Source organism: Pseudomonas monachiensis (genome assembly GCF_047345015.1).
Lineage (GTDB): Bacteria > Pseudomonadota > Gammaproteobacteria > Pseudomonadales > Pseudomonadaceae > Aquipseudomonas > Aquipseudomonas monachiensis.
This window is the reverse complement of the sequence record NZ_CP178857.1, coordinates 1,503,443-1,521,895: the sequence shown is the minus strand read 5'-3', so window position 1 is coordinate 1,521,895 and position 18,453 is coordinate 1,503,443. Positions and strand designations below refer to the sequence as shown.

6 protein-coding genes are annotated in these 18,453 nt (G+C 61.6%); 5 read left to right on the top strand and 1 reads right to left on the bottom strand.

Annotated elements, in window-relative coordinates; genetic code table 11:
* Positions 1 to 61: 61 nt before the first annotated feature.
* The 4 genes from ACMDB8_RS06740 (at position 62) to lapD (ending at position 3,827) form a co-directional block, all read left to right on the top strand.
* Positions 62 to 649 carry a YecA family protein gene (locus ACMDB8_RS06740; protein ID WP_056721450.1) on the top strand — a complete coding sequence of 196 codons (588 nt, stop codon included), beginning with the start codon at positions 62 to 64 and terminating at the stop codon, positions 647 to 649.
* 10 nt (positions 650 to 659) lie between these two features.
* Complete coding sequence (locus ACMDB8_RS06735; RefSeq protein WP_409078511.1) at positions 660 to 1,055, top strand: YbaN family protein; 396 nt, start codon at positions 660 to 662, stop codon at positions 1,053 to 1,055.
* Between the two features lie 101 nt (positions 1,056 to 1,156).
* Positions 1,157 to 1,864: a cysteine protease LapG gene (gene lapG, locus ACMDB8_RS06730; RefSeq protein ID WP_056721447.1), complete on the top strand. Its 708-nt coding sequence runs from the start codon at positions 1,157 to 1,159 to the stop codon at positions 1,862 to 1,864.
* A gap of 22 nt (positions 1,865 to 1,886) precedes the next feature.
* Positions 1,887 to 3,827 (top strand): cyclic di-GMP receptor LapD, encoded by a 1,941-nt coding sequence (lapD, locus tag ACMDB8_RS06725; protein WP_409078512.1) that lies wholly within the window; start codon positions 1,887 to 1,889, stop codon positions 3,825 to 3,827.
* A 109-nt stretch (positions 3,828 to 3,936) separates the two neighbouring features.
* Here the strand turns inward: lapD and ACMDB8_RS06720 are convergent, their stop codons facing one another.
* Positions 3,937 to 16,371: a retention module-containing protein gene (locus ACMDB8_RS06720; RefSeq protein ID WP_413966568.1), complete on the bottom strand. Its 12,435-nt coding sequence runs from the start codon at positions 16,369 to 16,371 to the stop codon at positions 3,937 to 3,939.
* Positions 16,372 to 16,959: 588 nt separating this feature from the next.
* Between ACMDB8_RS06720 and ACMDB8_RS06715 the strand changes: the two genes are divergently transcribed.
* On the top strand, positions 16,960 to 18,324 hold the full coding sequence (locus ACMDB8_RS06715) for a TolC family outer membrane protein (RefSeq protein ID WP_056722286.1): 1,365 nt from the start codon (positions 16,960 to 16,962) through the stop codon (positions 18,322 to 18,324).
* Positions 18,325 to 18,453 lie beyond the last annotated feature (129 nt).

Sequence of the window (18,453 nt, the reverse complement as noted above, 5' to 3'; positions counted from 1 at the left end):
GCCCAAGTGCTCAAGAAGGCCTAGAATTCCCGCATCGAACATTCCCCAAGGTAGTCCTTTAATGTCCTTCGCTGAGCAACTAACCCGCCTGCAAGTCTTCCTCGACGCTGATGAACTGCATGACGAGGCGCTGGACTACGTGGCCGCCCACGGTTACCTCACCGCGCTGTCGATCTGTTCCGAAACCGTTCCTGACCGTGAGTGGATCGACGCGCTGTTCGCCGAAGAACCGCATTACAGTGGCGAAGCCCAGCGTGAAGAGATCGAAGCCACGCTGATCGGCCTCAAGGCCCACATCGCTCGCCAGCTGGCCTCCGATGAAGAGTTCGAGCTGCCATGCGACCTGGACCTGGGCGACGACCCGGATGATTCCGACCTGCGCGGCTGGTGCATCGGCTTCATGGAAGGTGTATTCCTGCGCGAAGCGGCCTGGTTCGAAAGCGCCGAAGAAGAAGTCAGCGAAATGCTGTTGCCGATCATGGTCGGTTCGGGCCTGTTCGACGAGCAGCCGGAGTTCGAAGACATCGCCAAAGATGCCAACCTGATGGACGACATGATTGTACAGATCCCGGAAGCCCTGACCGCGCTGTACCTGCTGTGCAACGCACCAGACGAAAAACCGGCGATTCTCAAGCCTCGCCACCACTAAGGTTCTGCCTATGGACAACCCCATAGGCAACCGCCCCCTGATGTTGCGCTACGTGCTGCTGGCCATCGGCTGGCTGAGCGTAGCGCTGGGGGTGATCGGGATTTTCCTGCCGGTATTGCCCACCACCCCTTTCCTGCTACTGGCGGCCGCCTGCTTCGCCCGCAGTTCCCCGCGCTTTTATCAATGGCTGGTCGAGCATCCACGGCTTGGCCCGTGGATCCGCGACTACCTCGATGGCAACGGCATTCCGCTCAGGGGCAAGGTCTACGCCATTGGCCTGATGTGGGCGAGCATCCTGCTCTCCTGCTACCTGGTACCGCAGCCTTGGGCACGGTGCTTCATGCTGACCAGTGCAGTACTCGTGACCATCTACATCCTCAAGCAGAAAACCCTGCATAAATCCTGAAGTCGCCCTTGGCCCTTTGTGGCGAGCCCCGTCCGACGACCTGCCCTCCCGCGCCCAAAACACCACCTAAACTTCACCCACCTACACTCGAGCAGCCAGACATGGCCCGCAGTCTGCGTAGTCCAGGATGGCCAACGCTCCGACTTCGGCTCGGCGGCGGGTTGCTGCTGGCTGGTTTGCTACTGACCGTATTCAACGGGGTCCGGGCTGACTGGGATTTTGCGCGGATTCTGCAAACCGTTGAAAAACAATACGGCCCGCTCGGAGCGGCACGAAGTCGGATCGAGGCCTGGAGTCAAATGCTGCAAAGTACACGCGGCGCTCCCGAACGCGAGCAGCTCAACGCGGTGAACCGCTTCTTCGATCAGCAGTTGGACTTCCAGGACGACACGCGCATCTGGCAACAGACCGATTACTGGGCCACGCCCGTCGAAGCCCTGATCAAGGGCGCCGCCGATTGCGAGGACTACGCCCTGGCGAAGTATTTCAGCCTGCGCCGGCTCGGTATTCCCAGCGAAAAACTGCGCATCACCTACGTCAAGGCCTTGAGCCAGAACCAGGCGCACATGGTGCTGACGTTCTACAGCACTCCCACGAGTGACCCACTGGTGCTGGACAACCTGATCGGCGATATCCGCCCCGCCTCCCAACGCAAAGACTTGCTACCGGTATACGCCTTCAACGCCGAAGGCCTGTACCTGCCGGGCAAGAATGGCGGCCAGCGCAGCGGCGACTCGAAAAAGCTATCGCGCTGGCAGGAAGTGTTGAAAAAGATGCAGGCCGAAGGGTTCGACATCGGCGACGGCTAACCGCCTTGGCAAGGAGCGAAGCATGACACTGCGTAAACAGTTGTTCCTGGCCATCTGTCTGTTCCTGCTGGTGGCGTTCAGCGGCAGTTTTTTTGCCAGCCTGGAAAGCTCCCGCGAACAAACGCTCAGCCAACTGCGTGCCCACGCCCAGGACGCGGCCACCGCGCTGGGGCTGTCGCTGACGGCACAGGTCGATGACCCGGCAATGATGGAACTGATGGTCAGTTCGATTTTCGACAGCGGCTATTTCAGCAGCATTCGCGTCATCAGGCTCAAAGATCAGCAAACCCTGGTGGAACGCACTGCACCGACGAAAATCAAGGGTGTGCCTGACTGGTTCGTCAACCTGGTCGACCTGCGCCCGGAAGGTGGCGATGCCTTGATCATGCGCGGCTGGGAACAACTGGCACGGGTCGAAGTGCTGAGCAATCCGCAATTCGCCCTGGCCAAGCTCTGGGACGGCACCCTCGGCAGCCTGATCTGGTTGCTGTTGTGCGGGCTGTTCAGCGCCGTGATTGGAGGATGGATGCTGCGCCGGCAATTTCGCCCACTCGACAGCATGGTCCGACAAGCCGAGGCCATCAGCAAACGCGAGTTTATCAGCCTGCCGAAACTGCCACGCACACCGGAACTGAAACGGGTGGTGCTGGCGATGAACCAGATGGTCGAGAAGCTCAAGGCGCTGTTCGTCGAGGAGGCTGCGCGCAGCGAAAAACTGCGGGCCGAATCCTATCTGGACAGCCTCACCGGCCTGGCCAACCGACGCCTGTTCGACGAGCAACTGGCCGACCATTTACGCGTGTGCGAACAGAGCCGAGATGGCCATTTGCTGATGTTGCGAATCAACGACCTGAACGGCCTCAATCAACGCCTGGGTGGCCAACGGACTGACGCGCTGATCACTGCCGTCGGCGAATTGCTCAAGCGCCTGACTCAATTGCCGGAGCGTCGAACCTGGCTGGCGGCGCGCAATCGTGGCGGCGAATTCAGCCTGCTGACACCGGGCCTGGATGCTGAAAGTGCCGCGCGCCTGGCTGCCGATGTCAGCGTCAGCCTGGAGAACCTGCGCCTGACCGGTGCCAGCGATTGCATGCCGGTCGCCCATCTGGGCGTTGTCGCCTACCGCCCCGGTGAGCCGATCAGCACCGTACTCCTGCGCCTTGATCAGGCGCTGACGGAGTCGCGGCAACATCCCGAACGCCCCTGGGTCCATTTGAGTCATCGTGATACGGCACCGAATCACTCCCAGCACGACTGGCGCACCTGGATCGACGATGCCTTGACCGAAGGCAAAATGCAGTTGTACTTCCAGCCCGTCGTGCAATGCACCGACACCCGCCAGGTGCTGCATCACAAAGTGCTCGCACGCCTGCTCGACCCGCAGGGCGAGGCGATTGCCGCCGGGCATTTCCTGCCGTGGATCGAGCGTCTCGGCTGGTCGGGACGGTTCGACCTGGCGATGCTCGAAGCCACGCTGGACGACCTGGTGGTCAACCGCAGGCCTTTGGCACTGAGCCTGTACGGGAGCACCCTGCGCGATCCGGTGCAATGGCGAACAATCCTCGATCTGCTCGACTCCCTGCCGGAACTGGCGCCGTTGCTGATCCTGGAAATCGACGAACGCCAGTTGCCTTCCCCCGAAGTGCTGCAAAACCTTTGCAGCTCATTGCTCAAGACCGGTTACCGAATCGGCCTGCAACACTTTGGCGGGCGCTTCAGTCAGATCGGCAACCTGACCCAATTGGGCCTGGCGTACCTGAAAATCGATGGGGCCTACATTCGCAACATCGACGAGCAGCCTGACAAGCGGCTGTTCATCGACGCGATCTTCCGCGCGACCCACAGCATTGATTTGCCGCTGATTGCGGAAATGGTCGAGACCCGTGGGGAACTGGAGGTAATCAGGGAGTTGGGAATATTCGGGGCCATGGGTCGATTGATCGGGACGCCAGAGCCAATGTGATAATGGGTACATCGAGGGTCAGTAACCCCTGACCGGACATCGACCTTTGTCCCGGGCAAAAAAAACCCGCCCCCTTCCCGGGGTGGCGGGTTTTTTGGCAGGTTTCAGTTCACACCGTATCCACCTTCAACGAATGATCATTGAGCATGCCGTTGATAATGGTCGCTGTGTCATGCCCGCCCGCGATCACCCCACCCGCCCCCGGCGTAACACCGTAGTGGCTGGCCAGGTCGACGCCGGCCAGGTCGATGGTCTGGTTCGGCGCGGCGCCGGCCATGGCGCTGACGTCGATGCTGGTCACTGTCGACGGCCCGCTGCCGATGACGGTGAAGTGCAGGTAGTCATCCAGCGAAGCCGTGGTGCCGTTTTCCCCTTGCAGCAGTTGCGACAGGTCGAGCTTGTCGGTGCCGGGCGTGAAATCGGTGATCACGTCATGGCCACTGTTGCCCTTGAGCCACTGGAAGGTATCGGTCCCCGCCCCGCCGGTGAGGGTGTTGTTGCCCAGGCCACCGATCAGCAAGTCATCCCCGCCTCCGCCGTTGAGGATATCGTTGCCCAGGCCGCCGTTGATCACGTTGTTGGTGTTGCCTCCAGTCAGGGTGTCGTTGAAGTTCGAGCCGGTGAGGTTTTCGATACCGGTCAGGGTGTCCGAGCCCGCGCCCAGGGTGTTCTGCGCAGTGAGCAGGCTGAGGTCGACAGTCACCCCGGCGCTGGCATGGGCGTAACTGGCCGTGTCGATGCCCGTGCCGCCATCGAGGATGTCATTGCCCTGGCCGCTGAAGAGCAGATCGTTGCCGGCGCCGCCATGCAGCTCGTTGTTGCCGGAACCGGCAGTGAGCACATCGTTGCCGTCGCCGGCATTGATAATGTTGTTGCCCGTGCCCGCCACCAGTACGTCATCCCCACTGGTGCCGGTAAGGGTGTGGCCTTCCTGATAGCTGATGGTCAGGTTGGCCGAGTCGCTGCCGCCGTGGTTGTCGTTGGCGGTGTAGGTGCCGTGGTAGTCCGTGATGACGGCCTGTGCTCCGGCGTAGTTTACGGTCATGGTCAGCTGATAGTTTTCCGCCGAATTCGTATCGCTGCCACTGGTGTTGGTGATGTTGGTCAGGTGGATCTGGTAAGTGCCATCCGCACTTGCGGTGATGGTGCCGCCATCGGCGATGCTTACGAACCCCCCACCGTTGAGCGAATACTCCATCGTGATGTGCCCAGGGTCCAGGTTGTGATCGAGGTTGAGCGTCTCACCCTGTTTCAGCTTGACCGTGATGAGGTCTTCATTGTTGCCATTGGAGTTGTTCGCCGCGCCAAGATAGCCACTGACCACCAGCAGCGCCGTCATGGTCGCCGCGTTGGCCTCAAAGGCGCTGCGCACGTTGGCCAGACTCTTGTTGGCGGGATTGTTGTTTTGACCGGCGAAGCTGATCGCGCCGGTTCCAGTGAAGTCCGCGTCCCCGGCGATCCAGCCGGTGTTGAACGAAGTCGGTGTCGCCGAGAGTTGATCGCCGTTGGGGTCGGTGTCGTTGGCCAGCAACAGTTCGCCCGGCACCACGACAGTGCCCGAGAGCACGTTGGTGATGACGTTATCATCAGCCGCCACTGGCGGTGCGTTCGGTATGACTTTGACCGTCAGGGTGGAGCTGGCCAGGTCGCCATCGTTGTCGCTGGCGGTGAATCCGATGTTTTCGGTAATCAACACCGACGTGGTTTTCTGCGAAATGTAGGCGTATTCACCGGTATCGAGATTGATCTGCAGGGTGCCGCTGTTGTTGGTGGAAATGCTCAACGTGTTGTCCACGGTGTTGAACGTGCCGTGGTTGAGCCCGCCGCTGAAGCTCAGCAAGCCCTGATTGCTGTTGCCGCTTGGATCGTAGGTGTAGGTGGTGCCATCCACCGTGATGGTCTTGATGAAGCCGCCATCGGCGCCGAATGTGCCACCTTCGCCCAGCAGTGAACCGGTCACCGGTGCGCCGATCACCGTGCCGGACAGCACCGAGTTGAGCTGGTTGAGGTCGGTCACCACCACCGCATTGGTGTCGGTATGGCTGCTGCCGTCATAGGCCAGTGGATTGAGGTTGGCGTTGCTCACGCCGCTGCCCAGGCCAATCGCGTAGTTCTTGATGTTGTTGGCATCGAGGAAGGTTTTCAGCGCGGTCTCGTCGGCGGTGCCGATTTCCTGATCGGTGGTGGGCTTGCCGTCGGAGAAGAAGTAGCCGACGTTTTGCGCACCGGTGAGTTTGCCCGAGGTGTTGAACGCAGTCTGCATGGTCGCCACGGCCGCGTCGTAGTTGGTGCCGCCGTTCGCGGTGAGGCCGGCCAGCAGTGTCTTGGCGGTCGCGACATCCACCCACACCGAGGTCATGTCGGTGGCGCTGCTGCTGAAGGTGACGAGCTGCACTTTCACATCGCCCAGGTCGTCGTATTTATCCAGCAAGGCACTGATGGCCTGCTTGGCCAGGGCCAGGCGTGACAGGCTCGCGCCCGACGCGTCCAACACGCCGGAAGGGTCGGCCATGCTGCCGGAGACGTCGAGCACGATCAGCAGGTTGGAATCGATCTCCACCGCCGCCACCGAGCGATCCGTTGCCACCGCCTTGGGAACATCATCGACGATGCTGACCACGATGGTGCTGGTGCTGCTGTTACCCAGCGCATCGGTGGCTTTGTAGGTGAAGCTTTCACTCAGGCTGTTCGGCCCGTCGTTGGCGTTCGGCGAGGTTTTCGGTGCCGAGGTCAGGGTGTAGGTGTAGCTACCGTCGGGGTTGATCAGGATCTGCCCGTAGGTGCCGATGGCGCTGCCAACCAGGGTGTAGGTGAGCGCGCCACTGGCACCCGAGACCGAACCGACCAGGGTCCCGGACGCGGTTTCGCCCGTATTGCCCGGGTCACTGCCGGTGACCGTACCAGCGGCCAGGTCCTGCCCGCCCTGACTCAGGTCGAGGGCTTTTTCATAGACCGTCACGTCGCTGTCGGGGTTGGCCTTGATCGTGCTGTTGGCGACGTCGATGGTGATGGTGGTGGTGCTTTCATCGCCATCGGAATCACGCACGGTGTAGGTGAACGTATCCGTGGCCCCAAGATCGCCGACGGAATTCTGGTTGCTGTGATACACCGCGTTGCCGTTGGCATCGAGGGTCAGGTAGCCATAGGTACCGTTGATCTGGCTACCCAGCCCACCAATGGCCGAGGTCAAGGTATTGCCGCCGGCACGTACGCCGACCACTGTCGCCGGACCATCGGCGCCGCTGACGTCGTTGCCCAGCACACTGATGTTGACGCTGCCGCCCTCCACTACCGACGACGAGTCAGGTTTGGCGCTTGGCAGGTCATCGACGATGCTGACGTCGAGGTTACCCGTGGCGGTGGTGCCGTTGTCGTCGACCACGGTGACGGCGAACTGCTCAGGGAGTGAGTTGGCACCATTGGCAGTTGGGTGGGCTTCGTTATCGACCAAGGTGTAGCTGTAGCTCACGACACCCGTCACCGCGTTGAAGCCGGTGATGGTCAGGGTGCTGCCCAGCGGCGTAGTGATCGATTGCGGGAAGCCGGCGGCCACACCAGCGGTGACCACGGCGATGCCGCCCACGGTCAGGGTCGTCACGCCGTCGAGGGCCGTGACGGTGAAGGTGCCGTTCTGGGTCAGCGCCGTGGCATCCGGGTTGCTGCCGTCGCTGAGGTTTTTCTCGTAGACCGTCAGTTCACCGCCATACACGTTGAGGCCGTTGAGGATTACTGGGTCATCGTTGTTGTGGATCTGCAGCACCAGGTTCGCGGTGCTGCTGTCGCCGTCGGCGTCGGTCAGCGTATAGGTGAAGGTTTCGGTGCCATTGCCGCCGCCGTGCAATGCCTTGAAATCGGCATCGCTGGTGTTGAGGGTATAGGTGTAGGTGCCGTTGGCATTCAGCACCAAAGTGCCGTAGGTGCCGGTGAAGGTACCGGGGGTGATCGGGCCGGCATTTTCACCAACCGTCACGCGGTCGGCGCCTTGCACGTCGTTGCTCAGCACGTTGCCGTTCAACGTCAGCAGGGTTTCCGAAGCGGTACTGGCGTTGCTGTCGTACACGGCTTTGGGCAGGTCGTCGACGATGTTGACGTCGAGGTTGCCCGTGGCAGTGGTGCCGTTGTCATCCACCACAGTGACGGCGAACTGTTCGGGCAAGGTGTTGGCGCCGTTGGCGGTCGGGTGGGCTTCGTTATCGACCAGTGTGTAGCTGTAGCTCACCACGCCGGTCGCCGCGTTGAATCCGGTGATGGTCAGCGTGCTGCCCAGCGGCGTAGTGATCGATTGCGGGAAGCCCGCCGCCACACCAGCGGTGACCACGGCGATGCCGCCCACGGTCAGGGTCGTCACGCCGTCGAGGGCCGTCACGGTGAAAGTGCCGTTCTGGGTCAGCGCCGTGGCATCCGGGTTGCTGCCGTCGCTGAGGTTTTTCTCGTAGACCGTCAGTTCACCGCCATACACGTTGAGGCCGTTGAGGATTACTGGGTCATCGTTGTTGTGGATCTGCAGCACCAGGTTCGCGGTGCTGCTGTCGCCGTCGGCGTCGGTCAGCGTATAGGTGAAGGTTTCGGTGCCATTGCCGCCGCCGTGCAATGCCTTGAAATCGGCATCGCTGGTGTTGAGGGTATAGGTGTAGGTGCCGTTGGCATTCAGCACCAAAGTGCCGTAGGTGCCGGTGAAGGTGCCGGGGGTGACCGGTCCGGCATTTTCACCAACCGTCACCCGGTCGGCGCCTTGCACGTCGTTGCTCAGTACGTTGCCGTTCAACGTCAGCAGGGTTTCCGAAGCGGTGCCATTGCTGTCGCCCACGGCGTTGGGTAGGTCGTCGACGATGTTCACGTCGAGGTTGCCCGTGGCAGTGGTGCCGTTGTCATCCACCACGGTCACGGCGAACTGTTCGGGCAAGGTGTTGGCGCCGTTGGCGGTCGAGTGGGCTTCGTTGTCATTGAGGGTGTAGCTGTAGCTCACCACGCCGGTCGCCGCGTTGAAGCCGGTGATCGTGAGCGTGCTGCCCAGCGGGGTGGTGATCGATTGCGGGAAGCCGGCGGCCACACCAGCGGTGACCACGGCGATACCGCCCACGGTCAGGGTGGTTACACCGTCGAGGGCCGTGACGGTGAAAGTGCCGCTCTGGGTCAGGGCTGGTGCATCCGGGTTGCTGCCGTCGCTGAGGTTTTTCTCGAAGACGGTGAGCTCGCCGCCCCCGACATTCAAACCGCCAATCGTGATCGGGTCATCGTTGTTGTGGATCTGCAGCACCAGGTTCGCGGTGCTGCTGTCGCCGTCGGCGTCGGTCAGCGTATAGGTGAAGGTTTCGGTGCCATTGCCGCCGCCGTGCAGGGCTTTGAAATCGGCATCGCTGGTGTTGAGGGTATAGGTGTAAGTGCCGTTGGCATTCAGCACCAGGGTGCCGTAGATGCCGGTGAAGGTCCCGGGGGTGATCGGGCCGCTATTTTCCCCAACCGTCACGCGGTCGGCGCCTTGCACGTCGTTGCTCAGTACGTTGCCGTTGAGGGTCAGCAGGGTTTCCGAAGCGGTACTGGCGTTGCTGTCGTACACGGCGTTGGGCAGGTCGTCGACGATGTTGACGTCGAGTGAACCGGTGGCGGTGGTGCCGTTGTCATCCACCACGGTGACGGCGAACTGCTCAGGGAGTGAGTTGGCACCATTGGCAGTTGGGTGGGCTTCGTTATCGACCAAGGTGTAGCTGTAGCTGACCACGCCGGTCGCCGCGTTGAATCCGGTGATGGTCAGCGTGCTGCCCAGCGGCGTAGTGATCGATTGCGGGAAGCCCGCCGCCACACCAGCGGTGACCACGGCGATGCCGCCCACGGTCAGGGTCGTCACGCCGTCGAGGGCCGTCACGGTGAAAGTGCCGTTCTGGGTCAGCGCCGTGGCATCCGGGTTGCTGCCGTCGCTGAGGTTTTTCTCGTAGACCGTCAGTTCACCGCCATACACGTTGAGGCCGTTGATGACCAGCGGATCGTCGTTGTTGTGGATCTGCAGCACCAGGTTCGCGGTGCTGCTGTCGCCGTCGGCGTCGGTCAGCGTATAGGTGAAGGTTTCGGTGCCGTCGCCACCGCCGTGCAACGCCTTGAAATCGGCATCACTGGTGTTGAGGGTATAGGTGTAGGTGCCGTTGGCATTCAGCACCAAAGTGCCGTAGGTGCCGGTGAAGGTGCCGGGGGTGACCGGTCCGGCATTTTCACCAACCGTTACCCGGTCGGCGCCTTGCACGTCGTTGCTCAGTACGTTGCCGTTGAGGGTCAGCAGGGTTTCCGAAGCGGTACTGGCGTTGCTGTCGTACACGGCTTTGGGCAGGTCGTCGACGATGTTGACGTCGAGTGAACCGGTGGCGGTGGTGCCGTTGTCATCCACCACAGTGACGGCGAACTGCTCAGGGAGTGAGTTGGCACCATTGGCAGTTGGGTGGGCTTCGTTATCGACCAAGGTGTAGCTGTAGCTGACCACGCCGGTCGCCGCGTTGAAGCCGGTGATGGTCAGGGTGCTACCCAGCGGCGTAGTGATCGATTGCGGGAAGCCGGCGGCCACGCCAGCGGTGACCACGGCGATACCGCCCACGGTCAGGGTCGTCACGCCGTCGAGGGCCGTGACGGTGAAAGTGCCGTTCTGGGTCAGGGCTGGTGTATCCGGGTTGCTGCCGTCGCTGAGGTTTTTCTCGAAGACGGTGAGCTCGCCGCCCCCGACATTCAAACCGCCAATCGTGATCGGGTCATCGTTGTTGTGGATCTGCAGCACCAGGTTCGCGGTGCTGCTGTCGCCGTCCGAATCGGTGAGGGTGTAGGTGAAGGTTTCGGTGCCGTTGCCGCCGCCGTGCAATGCCTTGAAATCGGCATCGCTGGTGTTGAGGGTATAGGTGTAGGTGCCGTTGGCATTGAGCACCAAAGTGCCGTAGGTGCCGGTGAAGGTACCGGGGGTGATCGGGCCGGCATTTTCACCAACCGTCACGCGGTCGGCGCCTTGCACGTCGTTGCTCAGTACGTTGCCGTTCAACGTCAGCAGGGTTTCCGAGGCCGTTGAAGCATTGCTGTCGTACACGGCTTTGGGCAGGTCGTCGACGATGTTGACGTCGAGGTTGCCCGTGGCAGTGGTGCCGTTGTCATCCACCACGGTCACGGCGAACTGTTCGGGCAAGGTGTTGGCGCCGTTGGCGGTCGAGTGGGCTTCGTTGTCATTGAGGGTGTAGCTGTAGCTCACCACGCCGGTCGCCGCGTTGAAGCCGGTGATCGTGAGCGTGCTGCCCAGCGGGGTGGTGATCGATTGCGGGAAGCCGGCGGCCACACCAGCGGTGACCACGGCGATACCGCCCACGGTCAGGGTGGTTACACCGTCGAGGGCCGTGACGGTGAAAGTGCCGCTCTGGGTCAGGGCTGGTGCATCCGGGTTGCTGCCGTCGCTGAGGTTTTTCTCGTAGACCGTCAGTTCACCGCCATACACGTTGAGGCCGTTGATGACCACCGGATCGTCGTTGTTGTGGATCTGCAGCACCAGGTTCGCGGTGCTGCTGTCGCCGTCGGCGTCGGTCAGCGTATAGGTGAAGGTTTCGGTGCCATTGCCGCCGCCGTGCAATGCCTTGAAATCGGCATCGCTGGTGTTGAGGGTATAGGTGTAGGTGCCGTTGGCATTCAGCACCAAAGTGCCGTAGGTGCCGGTGAAGGTGCCGGGGGTGACCGGTCCGGCATTTTCACCAACCGTCACCCGGTCGGCGCCTTGCACGTCGTTGCTCAGTACGTTGCCGTTCAACGTCAGCAGGGTTTCCGAAGCGGTGCCATTGCTGTCGCCCACGGCGTTGGGTAGGTCGTCGACGATGTTCACGTCGAGGTTGCCCGTGGCAGTGGTGCCGTTGTCATCCACCACGGTCACGGCGAACTGTTCGGGCAAGGTGTTGGCGCCGTTGGCGGTCGAGTGGGCTTCGTTGTCATTGAGGGTGTAGCTGTAGCTCACCACGCCGGTCGCCGCGTTGAAGCCGGTGATCGTGAGCGTGCTGCCCAGCGGGGTGGTGATCGATTGCGGGAAGCCGGCGGCCACACCAGCGGTGACCACGGCGATACCGCCCACGGTCAGGGTGGTTACACCGTCGAGGGCCGTGACGGTGAAAGTGCCGCTCTGGGTCAGGGCTGGTGCATCCGGGTTGCTGCCGTCGCTGAGGTTTTTCTCGAAGACGGTGAGCTCGCCGCCCCCGACATTCAAACCGCCAATCGTGATCGGGTCATCGTTGTTGTGGATCTGCAGCACCAGGTTCGCGGTGCTGCTGTCGCCGTCCGAATCGGTGAGGGTGTAGGTGAAGGTTTCGGTGCCATTGCCGCCGCCGTGCAATGCCTTGAAATCGGCATCGCTGGTGTTGAGGGTATAGGTGTAGGTGCCGTTGGCATTGAGCACCAAAGTGCCGTAGGTGCCGGTGAAGGTACCGGGGGTGATCGGGCCGGCATTTTCACCAACCGTCACGCGGTCGGCGCCTTGCACGTCGTTGCTCAGTACGTTGCCGTTGAGGGTCAGCAGGGTTTCCGAAGCGGTACTGGCGTTGCTGTCGTACACGGCGTTGGGCAGGTCGTCGACGATGTTGACGTCGAGTGAACCGGTGGCGGTGGTGCCGTTGTCGTCGACCACGGTGACGGCGAACTGCTCAGGGAGTGAGTTGGCACCATTGGCAGTTGGGTGGGCTTCGTTATCGACCAGTGTGTAGCTGTAGCTGACCACGCCGGTCGCCGCGTTGAAGCCGGTGATGGTCAGGGTGCTACCCAGCGGCGTAGTGATCGATTGCGGGAAGCCGGCGGCCACGCCAGCGGTGACCACGGCGATGCCGCCCACGGTCAGGGTCGTCACGCCGTCGAGGGCCGTGACGGTGAAGGTGCCGTTCTGGGTCAGGGCTGGTGCATCCGGGTTGCTGCCGTCGCTGAGGTTTTTCTCGAAGACGGTGAGCTCGCCGCCCCCGACATTCAAACCGCCAATCGTGATCGGGTCATCGTTGTTGTGGATCTGCAGCACCAGGTTCGCGGTGCTGCTGTCGCCGTCCGAATCGGTAAGGGTGTAGGTGAAGGTTTCGGTGCCGTCGCCACCGCCGTGCAACGCCTTGAAATCGGCATCGCTGGTGTTGAGGGTATAGGTGTAGGTGCCGTTGGCATTCAGCACCAAAGTGCCGTAGGTGCCGGTGAATGTGCCGGGGGTGACCGGTCCGGCATTTTCACCAACCGTCACCCGGTCGGCGCCTTGCACGTCGTTGCTCAGTACGTTGCCGTTCAACGTCAGCAGGGTTTCCGAAGCGGTGCCATTGCTGTCGCCCACGGCGTTGGGTAGGTCGTCGACGATGTTCACGTCGAGGTTGCCCGTGGCAGTGGTGCCGTTGTCATCCACCACGGTCACGGCGAACTGTTCGGGCAAGGTGTTGGCGCCGTTGGCGGTCGAGTGGGCTTCGTTATCGACCAGTGTGTAACTGTAGCTCACCACGCCGGTCGCCGCGTTGAAGCCGGTGATGGTCAGGGTGCTGCCCAGCGGGGTGGTGATCGATTGCGGGAAGCCGGCGGCCACACCAGCGGTGACCACGGCGATGCCGCCCACGGTCAGGGTCGTCACGCCGTCGAGGGCAGTCACGGTGAAAGTGCCGTTCTGGGTCAGCGCCGGTGCATCCGGGTTGCTGCCGTCGCTGAGGTTTTTCTCGTAGACGGTCAACTCGCCGCCCCCGGCATTCAAACCGCCAATCGTGATCGGGTCATCGTTGTTGTGGATCTGCAGCACCAGGTTCGCGGTGCTGCTGTCGCCGTCCGAATCGGTAAGGGTGTAGGTGAAGGTTTCGGTGCCGTTGCCACCGCCGTGCAACGCCTTGAAATCGGCATCGCTGGTGTTGAGGGTATAGGTGTAAGTGCCGTTGGCATTGAGCACCAAAGTGCCGTAGGTGCCGGTGAAGGTGCCGGGGGTGACCGGTCCGGCATTTTCACCAACCGTTACCCGGTCGGCGCCTTGCACGTCGTTGCTCAGCACGTTGCCGTTCAACGTCAGCAGGGTTTCCGAAGCGGTGCCATTGCTGTCGCCCACGGCGTTGGGTAGGTCGTCGACGATGTTCACGTCGAGGTTGCCCGTGGCAGTGGTGCCGTTGTCATCCACCACGGTCACGGCGAACTGTTCGGGCAAGGTGTTGGCGCCGTTGGCGGTCGAGTGGGCTTCGTTGTCATTGAGGGTGTAGCTGTAGCTCACCACGCCGGTCGCCGCGTTGAAGCCGGTGATCGTGAGCGTGCTGCCCAGCGGGGTGGTGATCGATTGCGGGAAGCCGGCGGCCACACCAGCGGTGACCACGGCGATACCGCCCACGGTCAGGGTGGTTACACCGTCGAGGGCAGTCACGGTGAAGGTGCCGCTCTGGGTCAGGGCTGGTGCATCCGGGTTGCTGCCGTCGCTGAGATTTTTCTCGAAGACGGTCAACTCGCCGCCCCCGACATTCAAACCGCCAATCGTGATCGGGTCATCGTTGTTGTGGATCTGCAGCACCAGGTTCGCGGTGCTGCTGTCGCCGTCCGAATCGGTAAGGGTGTAGGTGAAGGTTTCGGTGCCGTTGCCACCGCCGTGCAACGCCTTGAAATCGGCATCGCTGGTGTTCAGCGTGTAGGTGTAAGTGCCATTGGCATTCAGCACCAAAGTGCCGTAGGTGCCGGTGAAGGTGCCGGGGGTGACCGGTCCGGCATTTTCACCAACCGTCACGCGGTCGGCGCCTTGCACGTCGTTGCTCAGTACGTTGCCGTTCAACGTCAGCAGGGTTTCCGAAGCGGTGCCATTGCTGTCGCCCACGGCGTTGGGTAGGTCGTCGACGATGTTCACGTCGAGGTTGCCCGTGGCAGTGGTGCCGTTGTCATCCACCACGGTCACGGCGAGCTGTTCGGGCAACGTGTTGGCGCCGTTGGCGGTCGAGTGGGCTTCGTTGTCATTGAGGGTGTAGCTGTAGCTCACCACGCCGGTCGCCGCGTTGAAGCCGGTGATCGTGAGCGTGCTGCCCAGTGGGGTGGTGATCGATTGCGGGAAGCCGGCGGCCACACCAGCGGTGACCACGGCGATACCGCCCACGGTCAGGGTGGTTACACCGTCGAGGGCAGTCACGGTGAAGGTGCCGCTCTGGGTCAGCGCCGGTGCATCCGGGTTGCTGCCGTCGCTGAGGTTTTTCTCGAAGACGGTCAACTCGCCGCCCCCGGCATTCAAACCGCCAATTGTGATCGGGTCATCGTTGTTGTGGATCTGCAGCACCAGGTTCGCGGTGCTGCTGTCGCCGTCCGAATCGGTAAGGGTGTAGGTGAAGGTTTCGGTGCCGTTGCCACCGCCGTGCAACGCCTTGAAATCGGCATCGCTGGTGTTGAGGGTATAGGTGTAGGTGCCGTTGGCATTGAGCACCAAAGTGCCGTAGGTGCCGGTGAAGGTGCCGGGGGTGATGGGGCCGCTATTCTCCCCAACCGTCACGCGGTCGGCGCCTTGCACGTCGTTGCCCAGCACGTTGCCATTGAGGGTCAGCAGGGTTTCCGAGGCGGTGCCATTGTTGTCATCGACTGCTTGCGGTACGTCGTCGATGATGTTGATTGTCACTGTGCCGGTAGTGCTGTCGCCATTGCTGTCGCTGGCCACCACGGTGACGTGTTCGACAAGACTATTGGCACCCTCGCCACTCGCGTGGGATTCGGCACGGTTGAGGGTGTAGCTGTAACTGACCACGCCCGTGGCCGGGTCGAAACCGGTGACGGTCAGCGTGCCGCCCAACGGGGAGGTTAGCGACTGCGGGAAACCTGCCGCAACGCCGCCGCTGATCAAGTTGATCGCGCCGATGCTGAGGCTGCTCAGCCCGTCTGGCGCATTGATGGTGAAGGTGCCGCTTCGCGTCAGTAAGCCTTCGTTCCTCGCCGAACCATCGGCCAGGTTGGCCTCGTTGACAGTCCGCTCGCCGTTCTGTTCCGACAGGTCTTCGAAAGTGACCGGATTGTTCGGCACCTGCGCAACCACCGGCGGCACAACAGGGGCTTGCTCCGCTACAGCATTGTCCGGATTAGCGTTCAGGCGTTCTTCGGGAAGTTCGGGAATGCCATTGAACCCGGCAGTGGGGAAGCCGATGACCGGATCAACTCGCCCACCCACTTCCTCGAGCATGACGAAACTATGGCCACTGCCCGGGATGCCACCCGGTACACCGGTAGTCGTGGCGGGCCCGGCAGCGGTGGCTTCGGCGGTTTGGGTCGGGTCGTCGCCCGCCGCGATGGCTTTTTGCAGCTGTTCGACATCGGTCAGTTGCGCTTCGCTCGGCGTCAGGGCTTCAGGTGAGTCCACATGGGGAATCTGATTGGCGAGCAACTGCGGTGTCATCTGCATGCTGCTGTCGCGCCCGAGGGTCAGTTCCTGGCCATTTTGCAGATGCACCGCCACCGCGCCTTCAGCGCCAGTGGTCAGTTGGTCGCCAGCGAACAGCCGGTCCCCCTCGACCAAAGCACGCCGGGTGCCGTCGCTCGCAACCGCGAACACCTGACCGATGACCTTACTGACGATTCCGATGAGCGTTGCCATGTGCACTTCCTCCGCTGCCAACCGCTGTCGGCACCTTGATTGTGCGAAGAACGTGCTCATGGCTCGAGCGGGTTGTCTGGCGGATCGTGCACCGGGTGCCGGATTACTTGAGTAAGCCGTGGCCCCGGCACCGATCTCGCCCAGCCAGTCGCTCGCGGCGCTGTTTACGATTTCGGGAAAACCCCTCTGCAATCAATGGCATCGGATCCCTGTGCGCAACAACCTTGCCTGTGAGCGATGCGTAACGATCTTGAATCACTCAAGTGACAAAAAACCGTCACCACCAGATCGCTCGCGTCCCTCCCCTCCAGCACTTCTCCGCTCTTTGTCGATAAGTGGATTGGAACTTTCCTCAAACCCTCGATAAGCGCCAGAGAGCTCGTAAAACAAGGGCTTTCGAGTTGAACAATGTGCTGGATTTCGCAGAGCGCATAAGTTTTTTTTGGCATAAGCATTATGAAAAAAATTTCTTAGCTACGCTCCAGAATGTTCTTAGCTCTTTTGTTAAAGATGTGAAACAACTTTACCTATAAATGTCGTCAAATAATTGGCGACAGATAAGCACCATCAGGAATCAGGGAGATGTACATGCGCCTATTAACCCCCCTCTGCAGCGCGGTTCTTTTGGCCATGGCCTGCTCGTCCCAGGCTCAGGCCATGACGCTGACCGAAGCGATCCAGAGCACCATTGCGACCCACCCGGAACTGGCATCCCGGGTAGACAGCCGACTGTCGGCGGATGAGGACGTAAAGGTCGCCAAAGGGGGCTTTTATCCATCGGTTGATCTGAACGCCGCTTACGGGCGCGGGTACAGCGATAACACCAATACCCGGGCGCTCACTCCCGGCGGACACAACACAGAAACCTTGAACTACACCCAATCGGAATTACGCCTGCGGCAAATGCTCTTCGACGGGTTCAACACTTCAAATGAAGTCCAGCGCACCAAAGGCGTGGTCAACTCGCGAGCCTATTACGCTCAGGGTACGGCTCAGGATCTGGCCCTGCGCACCACCGAGGTTTACCTGGAAGTCCTCAAGCGCCGCGAACTGGTGACACTGGCCAAGAACAACCTGCAAGCGCACTTGCGGGTCAACGACCAGATCGGCCTGCGCACCCAGCGCGGCGTGGGCAGCAACGCCGATGCCGACCAGTCCAGCGCTCGCCGGGCACTGGCGGAAAACAACCTCGACACCGCCGAAGTCGATCTGGCCGACGCCGAGTCGAACTTCTATGCCGTTGTGGGGCGCATGCCCGATGAGCTCGAAACCCCGCCGTCGATTCGCGGCGAAGTCCCCCCCACCCTGCCCGAAGCCCAGCAGAGCATGGTGGAAAACAACCCTTACCTGAAATCCGCCCAGGCCGACGTGCAATCGGCCGAAAGCCAGTACGAAGTCGCCAAGTCACCGTTCTACCCGCGCTTGGACGCCGAGGCGGCAGTGGGCGCGAACAACAACGTGCAGGGTGACGAAGGACACGACAACGAATGGCGGGTCGGCGTGGTGATGAACTACAACCTGTTCCGTGGAGGCAGCGACAAGGCGCGCCTGGCCTCCGACTCGCACAAGATCAACCAGGCCATGGACATCCGTAACAATGCCTTGCGCCAGCTCAACGAGAACATTCACCTGGCCTGGAACGCCATGGTCAATGCCAAGAAACAAACCCCGACCGCCCGTGAGTACGCCGACACCAGCAAGCGTGTACGCATCGCCTACCAGGATCAGTTCGGCCTCGGCCAACGGACCCTGCTGGACCTGCTCGACAGTGAAAACGAGCTCTACAACGCCAACCGTCGCTACACCGAAGTGCGCTATACCGAAGAGTTCTCTATGTACCGTGTCCTGGCGAACATGGGCCAGTTGCTGAGCAAGCAACGGGTCGTACTGCCCGCCGACGCGATCGCCCAGACCGAAGTGAAAAACGAAGCTCGTCTGCCTGAAATGAAATAACCGTAGGAACTGCCGCAGGCTGCGATCTTTTGACTTTGCTTTTGAGCAATCAAGATCAAAAGATCGCAGCCTGCGGCAGCTCCTACAGTGAGATATGCAGATATCTGTCGATTGCCGCAGAGCAACGGG

What these genes read in the sequence shown, in the direction of transcription:
- ACMDB8_RS06740 (WP_056721450.1), top strand. Translation starts at nt 62, where the DNA reads ATGTCCTTCGCTGAGCAACTAACCCGCCTGCAAGTCTTCCTCGACGCT.
- ACMDB8_RS06735 (WP_409078511.1), top strand. Translation starts at nt 660, where the DNA reads ATGGACAACCCCATAGGCAACCGCCCCCTGATGTTGCGCTACGTGCTG.
- lapG (WP_056721447.1), top strand. Translation starts at nt 1,157, where the DNA reads ATGGCCCGCAGTCTGCGTAGTCCAGGATGGCCAACGCTCCGACTTCGG.
- lapD (WP_409078512.1), top strand. Translation starts at nt 1,887, where the DNA reads ATGACACTGCGTAAACAGTTGTTCCTGGCCATCTGTCTGTTCCTGCTG.
- ACMDB8_RS06720 (WP_413966568.1), bottom strand. Translation starts at nt 16,371, where the DNA reads ATGGCAACGCTCATCGGAATCGTCAGTAAGGTCATCGGTCAGGTGTTC.
- ACMDB8_RS06715 (WP_056722286.1), top strand. Translation starts at nt 16,960, where the DNA reads ATGCGCCTATTAACCCCCCTCTGCAGCGCGGTTCTTTTGGCCATGGCC.